Raw genomic sequence first — 16,890 nt, 5'->3', positions numbered from 1 at the left:
GCATGGCCGCCGTCCCGATCGACATCGACAGCGCCGACGATCCGCGCGTCGCTGAATTCCGCGAGATCCGCGAGCGCGACCTGACAGGCCGAGAGAACCGCTTCATCGCCGAAGGCACCGTCGTGCTGCGCATGCTCGCCGAGGCGCATGCGGCAGGCCGCGGCTTTTTCGCCGAGAAGATCCTGCTGCTGCGCAACCGCGTCGAGGGCGTCCTGCCCATCCTGGAGCGGTTTCCGGCGGATGTGCCGGTCTATGTCGCCGGCGCGGATGTGCTCGACGGCGTCGTCGGTTTCCATCTGCATCGCGGTGTTCTCGCGCTCGGGAGTCGACAGGATCGCGGCGAGGCGGCACTTCTCGATGCGCTACCGGAACGGGCGTTGGTGCTCGTCGGCTGCGGCATTTCCAATCACGACAATGCCGGCTCGATGTTCCGCAATGCGGCCGCCTTCCGGGCGGATGCGGTGCTGCTCGACGAAACCTCCTGTGATCCGCTCTACCGCAAGGCGCTGCGTGTCTCGGTCGGTTCAGTGCTGAGCGTTCCGCACCGTCGCGGCGGCAAGGCGCTGGATGTGCTCCTGGCGCTTGCCGAGCGGGGCTTTGCCATCTGGACGCTTTCGCCGCACGGCAAGACCGATATCCGCGCCATTCCGGCCTCGACGCGCATGGCGCTCGTCGTCGGCACCGAGGGCGAGGGGTTGCCGGAGGCGCTGCTTGCGCGGTTCCAGAGCGCGCGCATTCCGCAGTCGGAGGAACTCGACAGCCTCAATGCCGCGACGGCGACGGGGATCGCGTTGTTTTCCATGGCCTCGGCGATGGGCCGGGTCTAACGCATATCCTTTCATCGGAATCGATTTTCAGGGTTCTGCGTCAATTCAAACATGTTGGCGCGCCGGGCGTCCTATGGCGCGCGCGGGGGATCGGCGATGATCGCGGCTGCCCTGTCGGCAAGGCTGACACGATCGTTCGCGTTCTTTTCCGCAGCTTCCACCAGCAGCGTGCGGATCGGCGAGGCAGGACCCTCGCTGAGTGCGGTCAGCGCCACCATATTGGCGGCAATCGAGGCGATCTCCTCGCGGATCGCACCATCGCGTCCGGTTACGGCCTTTGCCTTTTGCAGGCGCTCGGCAAGGGCGGCGCTGCGCTTGCGGACATCCTCGCCCATCTCAGCCGTCATCATGGCGGTGTCGAGCGTGGATGTGGTCGTGTCTTCGGCCGTCATTTCCGCCGGCAGCTCCGCGACCATCCCGGCAAGGCCGGCGTCGCGCAGCACCCGGTTGATCTTGCGGATCTCGGCGTTGGCGGCCTTCAACTGCTCCTTCAACTTGGCGATCTCCTGCTGGCGGCGAGCGACCAGGTTTTCCTTTTCGGTGGCGGAAGCGCTCTCGCGCGCGGCCTTATCCTCCAGGCGGATCACCATATGCTGCTGCTGCGTCAGTTTCTGTTCGGCATCCTTAGCGCGCTTCTGCAGCAGGCTGACGTCCTGGCGTAGCGTGTCGCGTTCGTCGCGCAGCGCGTTGACGCGGAATTTCAGGCTCTCTGCCTCGGTCTCGCGCGCGGCCAGATCTATCCTCAGCCCATCAGCCTGTTCACCGAGTTTGCCCAGCCGCGTCCTCATCGTCGTCAGTTCGCTCTCCTTATTGGCAGCGGACTGCTCGGCAATATGCAGATTGGTCTTCAACTGGCTGATATAGTTCTCGTCCTTGCGAAGATGCGAGCGCTGGTCGGCCGCCTCGACATGCATCTCGCCGATCTGGGCCTGCAATTCACCGATCTCGGCGGCAAACCTGCCGGCGTCGACTGCGAGGGCGTCGTGGCGAAGCTGGAGTGACAGGGATTTCTCGCGCTCACGCAGAAGGTCCTGGGCGGTGCGGGCGTTTTCGGCGGCATAGAGCGCGCGCACCATATCCTTCTGGGCGCGAACCTCCTGCGGGCTCAGCGGCATCGTCGCTTTCAGCCTGTTCTCCGTATACCAGACGATGCGGCGGTGAACGGCGGGCGAGACCAGAAAGACGAGAAAGGCCGCGGTCAGGAAGCCCAATCCGAACAAGAGAGCATATTCGATCACGGCACGGCCATCGGTAAGAAGGTTGATACGAGGTCAGCCGCGATGATTAAGCACGCGTGACGCGCATGGCAAGGCCGCCGGTGGGAACGGCGGCAGATTCCAGCGGCTTTGAGGCCTCAGAAGGGGTTCCAGGTCGGCGCCTGGGTGATTTTGAGATAGCCGACATTGACGCCGAGGCGGGCGCCGACGCCGGTGCGGATCGGCACGACCAGCACGTCGTTGTTCTTGAGCAGCGTCATGCCGAAGCCGGCGATCACATATGCCGAGCCGCTGACGCCGCCGAAGCGGGCATAGATGCCGTTGACGGAAGGCAGGTCGTAGACCAGCATCATCACGCGCGAGCCTTGGCCACCGTAATCGAGGCCGAGCGAGGGTCCCTGCCAGTAGAGATTATGTTCGCCGGCGTTCTTGGTGTTCAATTGGCCTTCACCATAGGTAAGGCCGGCGATGAAGGCGCCGCCGCCTTCCTGTCCGAGGATATAGCCGTTCGGCAGGCCATATTTCTGGAAAGCACTCTCGACCACTTTGGCAAGTCCGCCGCTGGCGGAGCCGAAGAAGGAGTGGCCGGCGTCGACGATTTCCTGCATCGTGTACTGGCCGTTGTCCTGGGCGGCAGCCGGCCCGACAACCATCAGCGAGGAGAAGATGAGGGCCGAAAGTAACCTGCAGAAGCCGATGAATCGGTGCGGAAATCGAGGGCGCATGGTGTCATCCGTTCGTCGTTTGGCTAGGAGCGGGCAACCGCTCGCGGCGATTGGTGCATTTTGCGCCGATGATCTTAACAATCGGTTTACCAAATATGGTGTCATTATGGCATCGAGTACGATCGCAAACTTCGCGCAATTTTGATGAAGCATATTCCGGGCGCAATGAAATTGCCGCCCATCAGGAGACAATGATGTCCAAGAACCCCAATCTCACCCTGTCCGGCCCAGATCTGGCCGCGCTTCTTTGCAGCCGAGTTTGCCACGATGTCATCTCGCCCGTCGGCGCGATCAATAACGGGCTGGAACTCCTGGATGAGGGCGGCGCCGATGCCGACGCGATGGACCTGATCCGCACCAGCGCGCTCAACGCTTCCGTCCGCCTGAAATTCGCACGTCTCGCTTTCGGCGCGTCGGGTTCCGTCGGCGCATCGATCGACACTGGCGAGGCCGAGCGTGCAGCCAAGGATTTCGCCGTCGCCGAGAAGAAGACCGAGGTGATCTGGAACGGACCGCGCGCGATCGTCGCCAAGAACCGTGTCAAGCTGCTGCTCAACCTCTTCCTCGTTGCCTATTCCGCCATTCCGCGCGGCGGCGTGCTCGAGGTAACGCTCGAAAATCCCGAGTTCGATGCCAAGTTCAAGCTCACGTCCAAAGGCAAGTTGATGCGCTTGCCGCCGAAATTCGTCGAGATATCGACCGGCACGATCGAGGAAGCGATCGATGCCCATTCGATCCAGCCCTATTACACCGTGCTACTGGCGCAGGAGTGCGGAATGACGCTTGATCACAGCGCCAGCGCCGACGAACTGGTGTTCACGGCAGTGGCTGCGGCAGCCTGATTTCGGAGCGCAGACGTGCGTCGGCGCTCCGTCCGGTAACGATTCGTTAGCCTGATGGACCTATTCTCCAGGGTTGTAAGAGGCCTCTTGCTGCGACGAATGCGGGGGCAAAGGAGCGGCCATGCAAAGGTTCATGATCACCGATAATTCGGACATCGTCCGTAAGGTCGGCAAGCGCATTCTCTCCGAACTCGACTTTCTCGTCAGCGAAGCCTCCAACGCCGGCGAAGCGCTGCAGCGCTGCCAGGCGGAGCTGCCGGAATATCTGATCGTCGATTCCGGCATGGAAGGCGCCCTCGACCTCATCGCCGCCATCCGTGCCATGGAAGGCGGCAAAGAGGTCAAGATTTATTACTGCGTCGTCGAGGCGGATCTGAAGAAACTGATGGCGGGCAAACGGGCCGGTGCTACCGACTTCCTGCTGAAGCCGTTCGACCGCAAGATCCTGACCGCCGTTTTCGGAAACCGCGCGATCGCCGCCTGACGGACAGATCTCTTCCGCTGATATCGGCACCACCGGAGCATGATGCCGCGTGCAAGCGGTTTCGGCCGCCCCACGCTATTTCCTTGATCGAAAGAACAGAAGATTTCCGGCCGATCCGGCCCCAGGTGAGGGCGGATTCTTATTGCGCAGGCAGAAACGAAAAATCCCGCCGAAAGGCGGGATCTTCGTTTGTCCGATAAGGGGGATCGGAAAAAAATATCAGGCGGTTTCGGCGTATTCGGCACCATCCGGCTCGCGAAGAACGTAACCACGGCCCCAGACGGTCTCGATGTAGTTGGCGCCGCCTGCAGCGTTGGCGAGCTTCTTGCGGAGCTTGCAGATGAAGACGTCGATGATCTTCAGTTCCGGTTCGTCCATGCCGCCGTAGAGGTGGTTCAGGAACATTTCCTTGGTGAGGGTAGTGCCCTTGCGGAGCGAAAGCAGCTCCAGCATCTGATATTCCTTACCCGTCAGGTGGACGCGCTGGCCGCCGACTTCGACCGTCTTGGCATCGAGGTTGACGATCAGTTCGCCGGTCATGATGACCGATTGGGCGTGGCCCTTGGAGCGACGGACGATGGCGTGGATGCGGGCGACGAGCTCGTCCTTGTGGAACGGCTTGGTCATGTAGTCGTCAGCGCCGAAACCGAGGCCGCGAACCTTGTCTTCGATGCCGGCCATGCCCGACAGGATGAGGATCGGTGTCTTGACCTTGGACAGACGAAGAGTGCGAAGCACTTCATATCCAGACATGTCGGGCAGGTTCAGATCGAGAAGGATGATGTCATAATCATACAGCTTGCCCAGATCGACGCCTTCTTCACCGAGATCGGTGGTATAAACATTAAAACTCTCTGATTTCAGCATCAACTCGATGCTCTGCGCCGTCGCGCTGTCATCCTCGATTAGAAGTACCCGCATAATTATCCCCTTTACCGCCGCCGAAAGGTGGTCTGGCCCCCTACACGATACCGAACACGCTACGTGATTTGAAAGCTGCCACGAAATGGTTAACAAATTCTAATTCACTCTGGCAAGGAGTATCGAATTTATTAAACAATTTTTCCATTTCTCTGTTTTCCAATAGGAATCTCAAAAAGGTGCTTCTCAACTTTAACATTAGGAAACAGCGCTAAGTGATTCATCCGACTCGCCAATGAAAAGGTTCGAACTTAATGCCGCGGCATTTACCGACCCTTAAATCATCGGGCCTATCATTAACGATGCCCGTAAACGAAAGGTTACCAGCGGTAGGTATTTGTTAATATCGCAGGAAATTTTTTAGCAAACCGTGTCAAAGCGGCGCGCAGGGCGGTTTCAAGTTGAGCCGGGGTCTCGCATCACGGGAGTAATGCGTATGAAGTCGCGAGAAAGTCTCGTTCGCCTGAAGGAATTTCAGGTGAACGAAAAACGACGTCAGTTGCAGCAGTTGCAGATGATGATGTCCGAATTCGAACGGATGACGAAGGATCTGGAGAGCCAGATCGTCGTCGAGGAAAAGAAGTCCGGTATTTCCGACCCGAATCACTTTGCTTATCCGACCTTCGCCAAGGCCGCGCGTCAGCGGGCCGACAACCTGCAGGTTTCGATCAAGGAACTGAAGATGCAGGAAGAGACGCTGGAAATGGCGCTCGAGGAGATGCAGGCGGAATATGCAAGGGCCACAGCGCTGGAAGAGCGTGACGGCGGCGCCAGAGCAAGGGCGTAACAGAAACGGCTGGGTGCCGGCTTCGGCGCCCTGGGATCGCCACTGAGAAGCCATGTATGATGGGCGCGCTGTCCGTTATACATGGCTTTTGGTGTTTGCCTTATGGCGTCGCTCCCACCGGAAACGAGATTCGTCCCCCGCAGGGACGATTTGTCTTATGCATGTCCTTGTCGCAAAACGCGCTGTGCGTTTTTGGGCGACATGCATTAATTCACGACATCCTTCCATTCCGTATGGCGTTGCGCCTGCGCCTTGAAGAAAGGGCAGAGCGGGATGATCTTCCAGCCGCCGGTTCGGGCTGCCTCCACGGCGTGGAGCGCCAGTGCCTGGCCGACACCTTTGCCGCGCAGCGCATCGGGAACGGCCGTGTGATCGATGATGACGAGCTTCGGCGATGTGCGCGAATAGGTCATCTCAGCCTCGTGCCCTTCGACCTCGGCCGCATAGCGGCCGCCGGAGACGCCTTCCTCACTTCGAATGTCCATTGTCTTTCCTCATAACCGATATTGTCGTAGCGGACCGTGACATGGCGGCGCGGTCGTGCCAAGCCGTGGAGGCAATACAGGCAGGAGACAGAGTGTTCATGCAAAATGTCGGATCGATGAGAGGTTCAATGCAATGAGTGCGCTTTCGATGGCTCGCCCCGTGCTTCTCATGGCCGCGCCGTTCTTCCTGGCGCTCGGCCTCGTCTTGCCGCTGGTCCGTTTCGAGACGCTGTATTTTTTCGACAAGACGCCGTCGCTGGTCGAAATCATCGTCTCGCTATGGCAAGGCGGGGACGGGCTGCTGGCGGCAATCGTCGCCCTGGTTTCGATCCTGCTCCCGTTTCTGAAGATGGTCGGCATCACCGTGGAGGCGATGGGGATCACCGCGGAAGCGACGGCCGCCGGCGGTGGGGCCGGCAGCCTGTTCTATCGTCGCGTCGTACCGCATCTGTCCAAGTGGTCGATGATGGATGTGCTGCTGGTCGCGATCGTCATTGCGGCGGCGAAGACGACGGGGCTGGCGGATGCATTCACGCAGCCGGGCCTTTGGTGCTACGCAGCCTCGTCAATGATTTCGGGCCTTCTTCATTCCCTAACGGGAGATGCGTCCGGCCCGAAATAAATGTCGTCAATGCTGGGGTGTGATCAGTGACGATATTGCTGGATGCGCGTGGTGCGCAGGCCGGCAAGACCGTGGCTGTTGATCGACGACTGCCAGGAGAGGAATTCTTCGACCGTGAGCGTGTAACGCTCGCAGGCCTCTTCCAAGCTCAACAAGCCACCGCGAACAGCCGCGACAACCTCTGCCTTCCGGCGAATCACCCAGCGCCGTGTATTGGGCGGCGGAAGATCCGCGATCGTCAGGGGGCTGCCATCGGGGCCGATGACATATTTTACTCGGGGACGTATCATTTCGGTCATTGGACTCTCTACACAACGCAAGACCACGAACCCCACTCTAGCCTGCCACATTTAAAAATTGCCTAAACCCATCGTAAGACTTTGATAACAAATTTAGACGCCCGCCCGGGTGGTGACGTCGGGCAGCGGCATGCTGCTACGTCAATTTGCAGCGCCTGCATGGGAGCCATGCGGAATAAATATTAGCTGATTTCCCGGGATGATCTGATACGTGCGGCAACATAAGAATGAGCGCAAGACGTCGTCTACGTTCGTCCCGCTGTATCGGTCCAGTTCGCGCTTTTGAGGCTTCGTGTCCTCGGGATGCGGCGAAGAAGCCGTCTTTGCTGATGCCCCGACGCGAACTTTTCGCCGCCGGCAGCAAGGCTGAGCCGAAGCTGGCTATACGAGGATACAAAGATGAAAAGACGTGGACGCGCAGTCGGCGACTGCGCTGAGGATGCTGCATTTTCGCCTTCGCAGGCCGATGGCGTCGGGGTTTCGTTTAACGACGGTAAGGCACGGCTCGGGGTGATGGCGAAGCTTGTGGGCTTCGATTTCTATCTGCTCTCGGCTTTCCCGCGGGGCGACCGCACGGATTTCACCGAAAACCGGTTGATCAGCAATTTGCTGCAAAGCCTTGTCGGCTTTTATGACGCTGCCGATCTCTTCTATTGCGGCAGACTGGTGACCGCGATGAAGCGGGCGATCATGCCGGTCTTCTGCGAGGAGGGGTCTTTTGCGGGCAGCGCCGCCAATCAGGAAAACCGCAAACTCGACAGGCTCTTTCAGATGCACGGGCTGAAGAATACCTTCGCCTTCGCGCAGCATGATGCTGACCTGAAACAATACACCTTCGCCTTTTCAGGCAGCTGTCCTATGCCCACGCGAGAGCAGGCGATGGCGCTGCTCTCCGGCTGCATGGAGCTTCTGGATAAGGTTTCGCGTAGCGGCAGCGTGGAGGATGGTCCGTTGGAGACGCTCACCCGGCGCGAAATCGAATGCCTGCCACGAATTGATTTAGGGAATCACGCAGCAATTCAAAGTGCTACAGCGTCCTTTGCGCGTCTAAAAAGACGAGCGGCGCTGTCGGCAAGAGCAGCGACGAGATCGCAATCATTCTCGATCTCTCGTCGCATACGGTGGCGGGTTATCTGAAGAGCGCGATGTGCAAGCTCGATTCGGTCAGCCGCATGCAGACGGTCGCCGGAGCATTCCGGTACCGGCTGCTCTGAGGCAGCCGGTCCTTTCTCACAAAGCTAAAGCTTGGCAGCATGTCGCGCAAAGTGTGCATCGGTTTGCGCGACATGCGTGAAAACAACGACCGAAAGCGCGAGGAGCCGATCTGAAAGATCGCGACGCGCTTTAAAAGCCTTTTCCGCGGGTCAGCTCCGACACGACGGTTCCGGCAACGATGCGCATATCCATCCAGATCGAGAAATTCCCGACATAGTAGAGATCGCTGGCGATGCGGGCACGCGCCTTGGCCGGACGATCGGTCGGGCCGCGCAGGCCGCGCATCTGGGCAAGACCCGTCATGCCGGGACGCATCGCATGTCGCTGATGATATTCCGGTACGAGTTCTTCGTAGAGCACGCCGCCGGCGCGCATGCCGATCGCATGGCAGCGCGGACCGACGACCGACATGTGGCCCAGCAGCACGTTCAGCAACTGCGGCAACTCATCGACATTCGTACGGCGCAGAATGGCGCCGATTTGCGTGACGCGCGGATCGTTCATTACCGTCTGGGCAACGCCGGAGACGTCGCAGAGGTCGGTGCGCATGGAACGGAACTTGTAGACCTTGATGGCCTTGCAGTTCTTGCCCCAGCGGGTCTGCTTGAAGAGCACCGGCCCCGGGCTGTCGATCTTGATCAGCAGGGCGACGAACAGAAGGAAAGGGGCGAGGACGAGGAGGGCGCTCAACGACGAAACAATGTCGAACGCCCGCTTCAGGACCAGATCCAGCAACGGCGCCTGCGGCGCATCGCTGTGGATAACAGGGGTCTGGATCTTCAGGCTCGGCTGCTGGCGGCGGCTCGGCCGGAAGGACTCTGTCGAAATGCTGTTGTTTAGTTCCGTGATGCTCAAGGATCGTACTCTGTTGTCTTCGAGGGGGCGCGGCGGCAAAAGGCGATCAATGGTTTACCCTGTCACCAGGGCTGCACTTAGGTCTTGGTAACCCTACTAAAACGGAAAAATGCGACAATTGTGTAATGGTGTCCAGAGAAATATCGCATCGCAGCAAATCTTTCGCATTTGCGTTAAGTTGAGGCAAGCTCATGATATTTCGTTAATAATTGGAATTTTGTCAAAGTTTTTAGGCCTTTGGAGGGGTTCGCCGCAGGCTGGCGACGTGCCGATTCGACACGTGGGCCGTGGCTCTTAAGCGTATTTCTTAACGAAAGACGATGCGAAATTTTTCTGATGACGATATCGATCATCGTCGAAGCCGTGCCGAAATGTGACAAAATCAAGGCAGGATTGATGGCGCGCGGCGTCTTGAAAAGATGCAGGGCAATGAATTCGCAGCCCGAATCGCTCAATCAGGCCCGATAACGCGAATCACTTCACAGCTAGAAATAGGATCGTGGCACGCTTTGAGGGGAGGCGGCTCGCTCAGTTGGGGTGCGCATGCATGAGGTCGACCGCGGATCGTAGCGGCGGGCCTGAACACGTGGCGGCGATGCAAAGGATTTGCCGCTTGCCGGTCTTCAGCGATTCCCGCGGGTGGTTACGCCGGTTCGAGGACGCGTTTCCTGCCGCCCCAGGAGATGAAGTTCGGGTTGGCGAAGTCGAAATCGGCGGCCGTTCCCGTTTTGCCGTAGGTCAGTGGCGTCCCGTCCAGCGTCACCGTCGAACCGCCGGCTGCGCGCAGCACCGCATCGCCGGCTGCGGTGTCCCATTCCATCGTGCGGGTGAAACGCGGATAGACGTCGGCCTTGCCTTCGGCCAGCAGGCAGAATTTCAGCGAGGAGCCGATATTGGTGCATTTGAAGATCGCTTGATCGGCGAGGAAGCTTCCAGTCTCCGGGCTGTTGTGGCGAAGGCTTGCAAGCGCCAGCCTGTCGTCCGGCTGTTCGCGCACCGTGATCGCGCTGCGTGCGCCAACCGTGAAATCGTCCATGACGACGAGCCTTTCGGCGTGGCCGCGTTCTCCCGAGAAGGCAAGCCCCAGCGCCGGCGCATAGACGATGCCGGCAATCGGGGCGCCGTTCTCGATATAGGCGATGTTGACGGTGAACTCCTGCCGTCCGTCGACGAATTCACGGGTGCCGTCGAGAGGGTCGACCAGGAAGAAGCCTCGGCCATCGATGTCGGGCACTTTGCCAGCGGCGACCGATTCTTCCGCCACGACGGGTATTTCGGGATAATCTCTGGCGAGATGCGCGAGGATGATGCGCTCGGCCTCCTCGTCGGCGACCGTGACCGGACTTGCATCCGCCTTCATGGCGACGGGGAAGCCTTCGCGCAGGACCGTGATGATGGCCCTGCCGGCTTCGAGCGCCGCCTTTTCAAATGTCCTCAGCATCGTCCTTTTGCCGTTCGCCACGCGGCGAGCACCCCGCTGTCGCTCGTCCGCAAACCATCCCTGTCACAACCAGATACTCAAGTTATATGGTGTTCCCCGTCATGCTCCGCATCCCTCAATACAAAGCCTGATGATGCTACCATAAATTTTCAGCCTTGTCAGACGAAGAAGCGGGCATCGCTCGTGAAATGGCATTCGTCAAAGAAGCTGCCTTGGGGTCTGAATTTGCTCCATTGTCCAATTCTGTGGAATAGCTTACGCAGCAAGCGGCGCAGGAAATCGACGGCGATATCTGCGGACGGTTAACCCAGTGGCGGTTTCTGGCTAAAAATAGGCCCTGCTCTGCCGTTTTTCTGTGGATTTTGGTTCAAAACGCGCCATTTAGGCCTGTTCAGACAAGAATCTGTCGAAGTAAATCCTTTTTGTCTTCACATTTCCAACGAAACCGCTATGCATTCGGCCTATGAGGTTCTCTGAAACGGAGAACTGAAGAACCAAAAAGAGATGCAGCATTTTCGGCTCGCATCCAGGGGAAAACGACATATGGAGTATTTCGTCCAGCAGCTCTTAAACGGGCTGACGCTCGGATCCATCTATGGCCTCGTGGCTATTGGCTATACGATGGTTTATGGCATTATCGGCATGATCAATTTCGCCCATGGCGACATCTTCATGCTTGGTGGTTTCGCCGCTCTTATCGTCTTCCTCGTCCTCACATCCATCTTCGCAGGTCTCCCGGTGGCCGTTCTGCTGCTGGCGATGCTTGTTGTCGCGATGCTGATGACGAGTTTGTGGAATTGGACGATCGAGCGCGTCGCATACCGTCCCCTGCGCGGTTCCTTCCGCCTGGCGCCGCTGATTACCGCGATCGGTATGTCGATCACGCTGTCCAACTTCATCCAGGTGACGCAGGGCCCGCGCAACAAGCCGATTCCACCGATGGTGAGCACGGTCTACCAGTTCGGCAACATCTCGGTGTCGCTGAAACAGATCATCATCATCGTGATCACCGCAGTGCTGCTGACAATCTTCTGGTACATCGTCAATCGCACCGCACTCGGCCGTGCCCAGCGCGCCACAGAGCAGGATCGCAAGATGGCGGCGCTGCTTGGCGTCAACGTCGACCAGACGATCTCGATCACTTTCGTTATGGGTGCGGCACTCGCGGCCGTGGCCGGCACGATGTACCTGATGTATTATGGCGTCGCCTCGTTTAACGACGGCTTCACGCCTGGTGTGAAGGCCTTCACGGCAGCCGTTCTCGGCGGTATCGGTTCGTTGCCCGGCGCCGTCTTCGGCGGCCTGCTTATCGGCCTTATCGAGTCGCTGTGGTCGGCATACTTCACCATCGCCTACAAAGACGTCGCGACCTTTGCGATCCTGGCTTTCGTGTTGATCTTCAAGCCGACCGGCATCCTCGGGCGGCCGGAAGTCGAGAAGGTATAACGTCATGGCAAACATTGAAAATTCTGCAGGCAAGCCCGATGCCGGACTTGTCCGCAAAGGCCTTACAGAAGCTCTTTTCGCCGCCGTCCTGTCGTTCGGCATGTTCGTTCTCTATGTCGGCCTCAAGACCGACCAGAACATCAGCAACGAGTTGATCATCGTCCAGCGCTGGGGCCTGCTTGCGATCTTCGTTGCGGTCGCCGCCATCGGCCGCTTCGCCACGGTGGTTTTCCTGCGGCCGCATCTCGACAGCCGCAAGCTGGCAAAGGCGAGACAGGGCGAACTCGACATCTCGACAGAGAAGAGCTTCTTCCACCGGCATTTCCTGAAGATCGCGCTGATCGCGCTGCTGCTTTATCCCCTGGTGGTGGTGGCGATTAAGGGCCCTCAGGGCTCGCTGACATATGTCGACAATTTCGGCATCCAGATCCTGATCTATGTGATGCTCGCCTGGGGGCTGAATATCGTCGTCGGCCTCGCCGGCCTGCTCGATCTCGGCTATGTCGCCTTCTATGCCGTCGGCGCTTATTCCTACGCGCTGCTTTCGAGCTATTTCGGCCTGTCCTTCTGGGTGCTGCTGCCGCTTTCGGGCATCTTCGCGGCACTCTGGGGCGTCATTCTCGGCTTCCCGGTGCTGCGCCTGCGCGGCGATTACCTCGCCATCGTGACGCTTGCCTTCGGTGAAATCATTCGTCTCGTCCTCATCAACTGGACTGACGTGACGAGGGGCACCTTCGGTATATCGAGCATCCCGAAGGCAACACTCTTCGGCATTCCTTTCGATGCGACGGCCGGCGGTTTTGCCAAGCTCTTTCACCTGCCGCCCTCCTCGGCCTACTACAAGATCTTCCTTTTCTATCTTATTCTGATGCTCTGCATGCTGACGGCCTATGTCACCATCCGGCTACGCCGCATGCCGATTGGACGCGCCTGGGAAGCTTTGCGCGAAGACGAGATTGCCTGCCGTTCGCTCGGTATCAACACGGTGACGACCAAGCTGACCGCCTTTGCGACGGGCGCGATGTTTGCCGGTTTCGCCGGCTCGTTCTTCGCCGCCCGGCAGGGCTTCGTCTCGCCGGAATCCTTTGTCTTCCTGGAATCGGCCGTCATTCTCGCCATCGTCGTTCTTGGCGGCATGGGTTCGTTGACCGGCATCGCGATTGCCGCGATCGTCATGGTCGGCGGCACCGAGTTGTTGCGCAGCATGGACTTCCTAAAACTCATCTTCGGACCCGACTTTACGCCGGAACTCTACCGCATGCTGATCTTCGGCCTCGCCATGGTCGTCGTCATGCTGTTCAAGCCGCGCGGCTTCGTCGGCTCGCGTGAGCCGACAGCCTTCCTCAGAGAGCGAAAGGCGATATCCGGAAGCTTCATCAAGGAGGGGCATGGTTGATGAGCCCCGTAACGAATACGATGTCTGACGACACTCTTCTCAAGGTCGAACACCTGTCGATGAAGTTCGGCGGCCTGATGGCCATCAACGACTTCTCCTTCGAAGCCAAGCGTGGCGATATCACCGCGCTGATCGGGCCGAACGGCGCCGGCAAGACCACCGTCTTCAACTGCATCACCGGCTTCTACAAGCCGACGATGGGCATGATCACGTTCAACCAGAAGAGCGGCAAGCAATACCTGCTGGAGCGCCTGCCGGACTTTCGCATCACCAGGGAAGCCAAGGTCGCACGCACCTTCCAGAACATCCGGCTGTTCTCCGGCCTGACCGTTCTCGAAAACCTGCTGGTTGCCCAGCACAATAAGCTGATGAAGGCATCGGGTTATACGATCCTCGGCCTTATCGGTGTCGGCCCCTACAGGCGGGAAGCGGCTGCTGCAATCGAGCTCGCCCGTTTCTGGCTCGAGAAGGCCGATCTGATCGACCGCGCCGACGACCCCGCCGGCGATTTGCCCTACGGCGCCCAGCGGCGTCTCGAAATTGCCCGCGCGATGTGCACCGGTCCGGAGCTGCTCTGCCTGGATGAACCGGCTGCCGGCCTCAACCCACGGGAATCGGCAACGCTCAACGCACTGCTGAAGAGCATTCGCGCCGAAACCGGAACGTCGATCCTGCTGATCGAGCACGACATGTCTGTGGTCATGGAAATCTCCGACCACGTCGTTGTCCTCGAATACGGTCAGAAGATTTCCGATGGCACACCGGATCACGTGAAGAACGATCCGCGGGTCATCGCGGCCTATCTCGGTGTCGAGGATGAAGAAGTGGAAGAGGTGATCGCAGCCGTCGAGCAGCTCGAAGGAGGCGCAAACTGATGGGCGATGAAGTAATGACGGGTCAACCGCTCCTTCAGGTGAATAGCGTCGAAACCTATTACGGCAATATCCGGGCGCTGGCCGGCGTCGATGTCCACGTCAACAAGGGCGAGATCGTCAGCCTGATCGGCGCTAACGGCGCCGGCAAGTCGACACTGATGATGACGATCTGCGGCAGCCCGCAGGCCCGCACCGGTTCGGTGGTCTTCGAGGGCCGCGACATCACCCACATGCCGACGCATGAAATCGCCCGGCTGCGCATTGCACAGTCACCGGAAGGCCGCCGCATCTTCCCGCGCATGACGGTTCTGGAAAACCTTCAGATGGGAGCTGGCCTCGACAATCTGAAACACTTCGCCGAAGACGTCGAGAAGATCTTCACGCTCTTCCCGCGTCTCAAGGAACGTCACGCCCAGCGGGGCGGAACACTTTCGGGCGGTGAACAGCAGATGCTGTCGATCGGCCGTGCGCTGATGGCGCGCCCGAAGCTGCTGCTTCTCGACGAACCCTCGCTCGGTCTAGCACCGCTGATCGTCAAGGGCATCTTCGAGGCGATCAAGAAGCTTAACGAGGCGGAGGGGCTGACCGTTTTCCTCGTCGAGCAGAACGCGTTCGCCGCCCTCAGGCTTTCTCACCGAGCCTACGTGATGGTGAACGGCAAGGTGACGATGAGCGGCTCCGGCAAGGAGCTTCTTGCCAATCCCGAGGTCCGCGCCGCCTATCTCGAAGGCGGAAGACACTAGGTGGAAAGGAGAGTTTGACATGCAGGGACTTTTCTTCGAAGCGGATGCCGGCCCCCTTGTGGCGATCCGTGTCATCGTCTTGCTCTTAGGCTTTTGGACGGCCTGGCGCGCCGGCAAAGCGGTTGCCGAAGGCTGGGCCGACTATCCGTTGGTCATCGTCTATACATTCCTGCTCGCCTGGGCGATGCAGTTCCTGCATCATGCCCTGTTCAATGGGCCGATGCTCAACGCCTTCTACTATATCCTCGACTTCGTGACGCTGCTGGTGTTCTCGACGGCCGGCTTCCGCTACCGCCGCACCAACCAGATGGTTAACAACTATTACTGGCTGTACGAAAAAACTTCCGCGTTTTCGTGGAAGGACAAACATTGACAGTCCGTTGAAACTAGGCATGAATTGCCTTCCGAGTGGAACAGCTTTCCTGGCGCAGTCAATGGTGGGTAGTGCGCTGGGCCTTGGACCGGAACCCGCCCAAAAATTGGGAGTAATAATATGAAGAAGTCTCTTCTGTCGGCAGTGGCTCTGACGGCGATGGTCGCCTTCGGCGGCAACGCGTGGGCCGACGTTCTCATCGCTGTCGCTGGTCCGCTGACTGGCCCGAACGCCGCGTTCGGCGCTCAGCTCCAGAAGGGTGCCGAACAGGCAGCCGCCGACATCAACGCGGCTGGCGGCATCAACGGCGAGCAGATCAAGATCGAGCTCGGCGACGACGTCTCCGACCCGAAGCAGGGCATTTCGGTCGCCAACAAGTTCGCTGCTGACGGCGTCAAGTTCGTCATCGGCCACTTCAACTCGGGCGTTTCGATCCCGGCTTCGGAAGTCTATGCCGAAAACGGCATCCTCGAAATCACCCCGGCCGCGACGAACCCGACCTTCACGGAACGGGGCCTCTGGAACACGTTCCGCACCTGCGGCCGTGACGACCAGCAGGGTGCCATCGCCGGCAAGTATCTTGCCGATCACTTCAAGGACGCCAAGATCGCTGTCGTTCACGACAAGACCCCTTACGGTCAGGGCCTTGCCGACGAAACCAAGAAGGCTATGAACGCCGCCGGCGTCACCGAAGTCATTTACGAAGGCATCAACGTCGGCGACAAGGACTTCTCGGCCCTCATCGCCAAGATGAAGGAAGCCGGCGTCTCGATCATCTATTGGGGTGGTCTGCACACCGAAGCCGGTCTCATCATCCGCCAGGCGGCCGACCAGGGCCTGAAGGCGACGCTGGTTTCGGGCGACGGTATCGTTTCGAACGAACTGGCCTCGATCGCTGGCGACGCCGTCGCCGGTACGCTGAACACCTTCGGCCCCGATCCGACGGCGAACCCTGCGAACAAGGAACTCGTCGAAAAGTTCAAGGCCGCTGGTTTCAATCCGGAAGCCTACACGCTCTATTCCTACGCTGCGATGCAGACGATCGCCGGAGCCGCCAAGGCTGCCGGTTCGCTGGATCCTGAGGCCGTTGCCAAGGCCATGAAGGAAAAGGGTCCGTTCCCGACCGTTCTCGGCGACATTTCGTTCGACGAAAAGGGCGACCCGAAGATTCCTGGCTACATCATGTACGAATGGAAGAAGGGTCCGGACGGCAAGTACAGCTACTTCCCGCAGGGCATGTAAACCTCGTTCCCCTTTATGGGATATGATTATCGAAGCCCGGTTCCGACCGGGCTTCTTTCTTTTTGCGGGCGTTTCAATTTTCGCCTGGCTGGTCT

At 59.3% G+C, this 16,890-nt stretch carries 19 protein-coding genes and 1 pseudogene; 12 read left to right on the top strand and 8 right to left on the bottom strand.

The features are described from left to right. Positions 1-2 precede the first annotated feature (2 nt). Complete coding sequence (locus AC244Q_RS17465; RefSeq protein ID WP_128408124.1) at positions 3-827, top strand: TrmH family RNA methyltransferase; 825 nt, start codon at positions 3-5, stop codon at positions 825-827. 71 nt (positions 828-898) lie between these two features. On the opposite strand, the gene AC244Q_RS17460 is transcribed toward AC244Q_RS17465, so the two are convergent. Together AC244Q_RS17460 and AC244Q_RS17455 are read right to left on the bottom strand one after the other, a co-directional pair. Further along, positions 899-2,065, bottom strand: a complete 1,167-nt coding sequence (locus AC244Q_RS17460; protein ID WP_128408125.1) for a coiled-coil domain-containing protein — start codon at positions 2,063-2,065, stop codon at positions 899-901. Between the two features lie 116 nt (positions 2,066-2,181). After that, the gene (locus AC244Q_RS17455; protein ID WP_128408126.1) at positions 2,182-2,769 is read right to left on the bottom strand and encodes a DUF1134 domain-containing protein; all 588 of its coding nucleotides are present in this window, start codon (positions 2,767-2,769) and stop codon (positions 2,182-2,184) included. Between the two features lie 194 nt (positions 2,770-2,963). Between AC244Q_RS17455 and chpT the strand changes: the two genes are divergently transcribed. Both chpT and AC244Q_RS17445 read left to right on the top strand, forming a co-directional pair. Further along, on the top strand, positions 2,964-3,611 hold the full coding sequence (gene chpT, locus AC244Q_RS17450) for a histidine phosphotransferase ChpT (RefSeq protein WP_003542366.1): 648 nt from the start codon (positions 2,964-2,966) through the stop codon (positions 3,609-3,611). Positions 3,612-3,732: 121 nt separating this feature from the next. Then, positions 3,733-4,095: a response regulator gene (locus tag AC244Q_RS17445; RefSeq protein ID WP_003542364.1), complete on the top strand. Its 363-nt coding sequence runs from the start codon at positions 3,733-3,735 to the stop codon at positions 4,093-4,095. 219 nt (positions 4,096-4,314) lie between these two features. Here the strand turns inward: AC244Q_RS17445 and ctrA are convergent, their stop codons facing one another. After that, a complete protein-coding gene (gene ctrA, locus AC244Q_RS17440) occupies positions 4,315-5,016 on the bottom strand; it encodes a response regulator transcription factor CtrA (protein ID WP_003542362.1) in 702 nt (233 codons plus the stop codon). A gap of 436 nt (positions 5,017-5,452) precedes the next feature. Between ctrA and AC244Q_RS17435 the strand changes: the two genes are divergently transcribed. Then, positions 5,453-5,803, top strand: coding sequence for a hypothetical protein (locus tag AC244Q_RS17435; protein ID WP_003542353.1), 351 nt, complete (start codon positions 5,453-5,455; stop codon positions 5,801-5,803). Positions 5,804-6,009: 206 nt separating this feature from the next. Here AC244Q_RS17435 and AC244Q_RS17430 read toward each other — a convergent pair whose 3' ends face one another. Beyond that, positions 6,010-6,288 (bottom strand): GNAT family N-acetyltransferase, encoded by a 279-nt coding sequence (locus tag AC244Q_RS17430; RefSeq protein WP_128408127.1) that lies wholly within the window; start codon positions 6,286-6,288, stop codon positions 6,010-6,012. Positions 6,289-6,343: 55 nt separating this feature from the next. On the opposite strand from AC244Q_RS17430, the gene AC244Q_RS17425 reads away from it, so the two are divergent. Continuing rightward, complete coding sequence (locus tag AC244Q_RS17425) at positions 6,344-6,910, top strand: paraquat-inducible protein A (protein ID WP_206641140.1); 567 nt, start codon at positions 6,344-6,346, stop codon at positions 6,908-6,910. Positions 6,911-6,933: 23 nt separating this feature from the next. Here the strand turns inward: AC244Q_RS17425 and sciP are convergent, their stop codons facing one another. Further along, a complete protein-coding gene (sciP, locus tag AC244Q_RS17420; RefSeq protein ID WP_007533628.1) occupies positions 6,934-7,209 on the bottom strand; it encodes a CtrA inhibitor SciP in 276 nt (91 codons plus the stop codon). Positions 7,210-7,608: 399 nt separating this feature from the next. Here sciP and AC244Q_RS17415 point away from each other — a divergent pair. Then, a pseudogene (locus AC244Q_RS17415) lies at positions 7,609-8,423 on the top strand (LuxR C-terminal-related transcriptional regulator). Positions 8,424-8,553: 130 nt separating this feature from the next. Here AC244Q_RS17415 and AC244Q_RS17410 read toward each other — a convergent pair. From AC244Q_RS17410 to cysQ, 3 genes are all read right to left on the bottom strand, one after another. Beyond that, a complete protein-coding gene (locus AC244Q_RS17410; RefSeq protein WP_128408129.1) occupies positions 8,554-9,279 on the bottom strand; it encodes a sugar transferase in 726 nt (241 codons plus the stop codon). Between the two features lie 173 nt (positions 9,280-9,452). Further along, a complete protein-coding gene (locus tag AC244Q_RS17405; protein ID WP_164902420.1) occupies positions 9,453-9,734 on the bottom strand; it encodes a hypothetical protein in 282 nt (93 codons plus the stop codon). 188 nt (positions 9,735-9,922) lie between these two features. Beyond that, positions 9,923-10,720 carry a 3'(2'),5'-bisphosphate nucleotidase CysQ gene (cysQ, locus tag AC244Q_RS17400; RefSeq protein ID WP_012758699.1) on the bottom strand — a complete coding sequence of 266 codons (798 nt, stop codon included), beginning with the start codon at positions 10,718-10,720 and terminating at the stop codon, positions 9,923-9,925. 543 nt (positions 10,721-11,263) lie between these two features. On the opposite strand from cysQ, the gene AC244Q_RS17395 reads away from it, so the two are divergent. From AC244Q_RS17395 to AC244Q_RS17370, 6 genes are all read left to right on the top strand, one after another. Further along, positions 11,264-12,166, top strand: a complete 903-nt coding sequence (locus tag AC244Q_RS17395) for a branched-chain amino acid ABC transporter permease (RefSeq protein ID WP_003561974.1) — start codon at positions 11,264-11,266, stop codon at positions 12,164-12,166. 4 nt (positions 12,167-12,170) lie between these two features. Beyond that, the gene (livM, locus tag AC244Q_RS17390) at positions 12,171-13,562 is read left to right on the top strand and encodes a high-affinity branched-chain amino acid ABC transporter permease LivM (RefSeq protein ID WP_012758698.1); all 1,392 of its coding nucleotides are present in this window, start codon (positions 12,171-12,173) and stop codon (positions 13,560-13,562) included. After that, positions 13,562-14,437 (top strand): ABC transporter ATP-binding protein, encoded by an 876-nt coding sequence (locus AC244Q_RS17385; protein ID WP_012758697.1) that lies wholly within the window; start codon positions 13,562-13,564, stop codon positions 14,435-14,437. The genes livM and AC244Q_RS17385 overlap by 1 nt, the downstream gene beginning before the upstream one ends. Continuing rightward, positions 14,437-15,180: an ABC transporter ATP-binding protein gene (locus AC244Q_RS17380; RefSeq protein WP_012758696.1), complete on the top strand. Its 744-nt coding sequence runs from the start codon at positions 14,437-14,439 to the stop codon at positions 15,178-15,180. The genes AC244Q_RS17385 and AC244Q_RS17380 overlap by 1 nt, the downstream gene beginning before the upstream one ends. Positions 15,181-15,199: 19 nt before the next feature. Further along, positions 15,200-15,553: a DUF6867 family protein gene (locus tag AC244Q_RS17375; protein WP_003561969.1), complete on the top strand. Its 354-nt coding sequence runs from the start codon at positions 15,200-15,202 to the stop codon at positions 15,551-15,553. Positions 15,554-15,673: 120 nt separating this feature from the next. Then, positions 15,674-16,795, top strand: a complete 1,122-nt coding sequence (locus AC244Q_RS17370; protein ID WP_221990216.1) for a branched-chain amino acid ABC transporter substrate-binding protein — start codon at positions 15,674-15,676, stop codon at positions 16,793-16,795. Positions 16,796-16,890 lie beyond the last annotated feature (95 nt).

This window comes from Rhizobium sp. CB2179, from assembly GCF_057653455.1.
The sequence above is the reverse complement of the archived record's forward strand: the minus strand, read 5'-3'. Positions and strand labels throughout refer to the sequence as shown.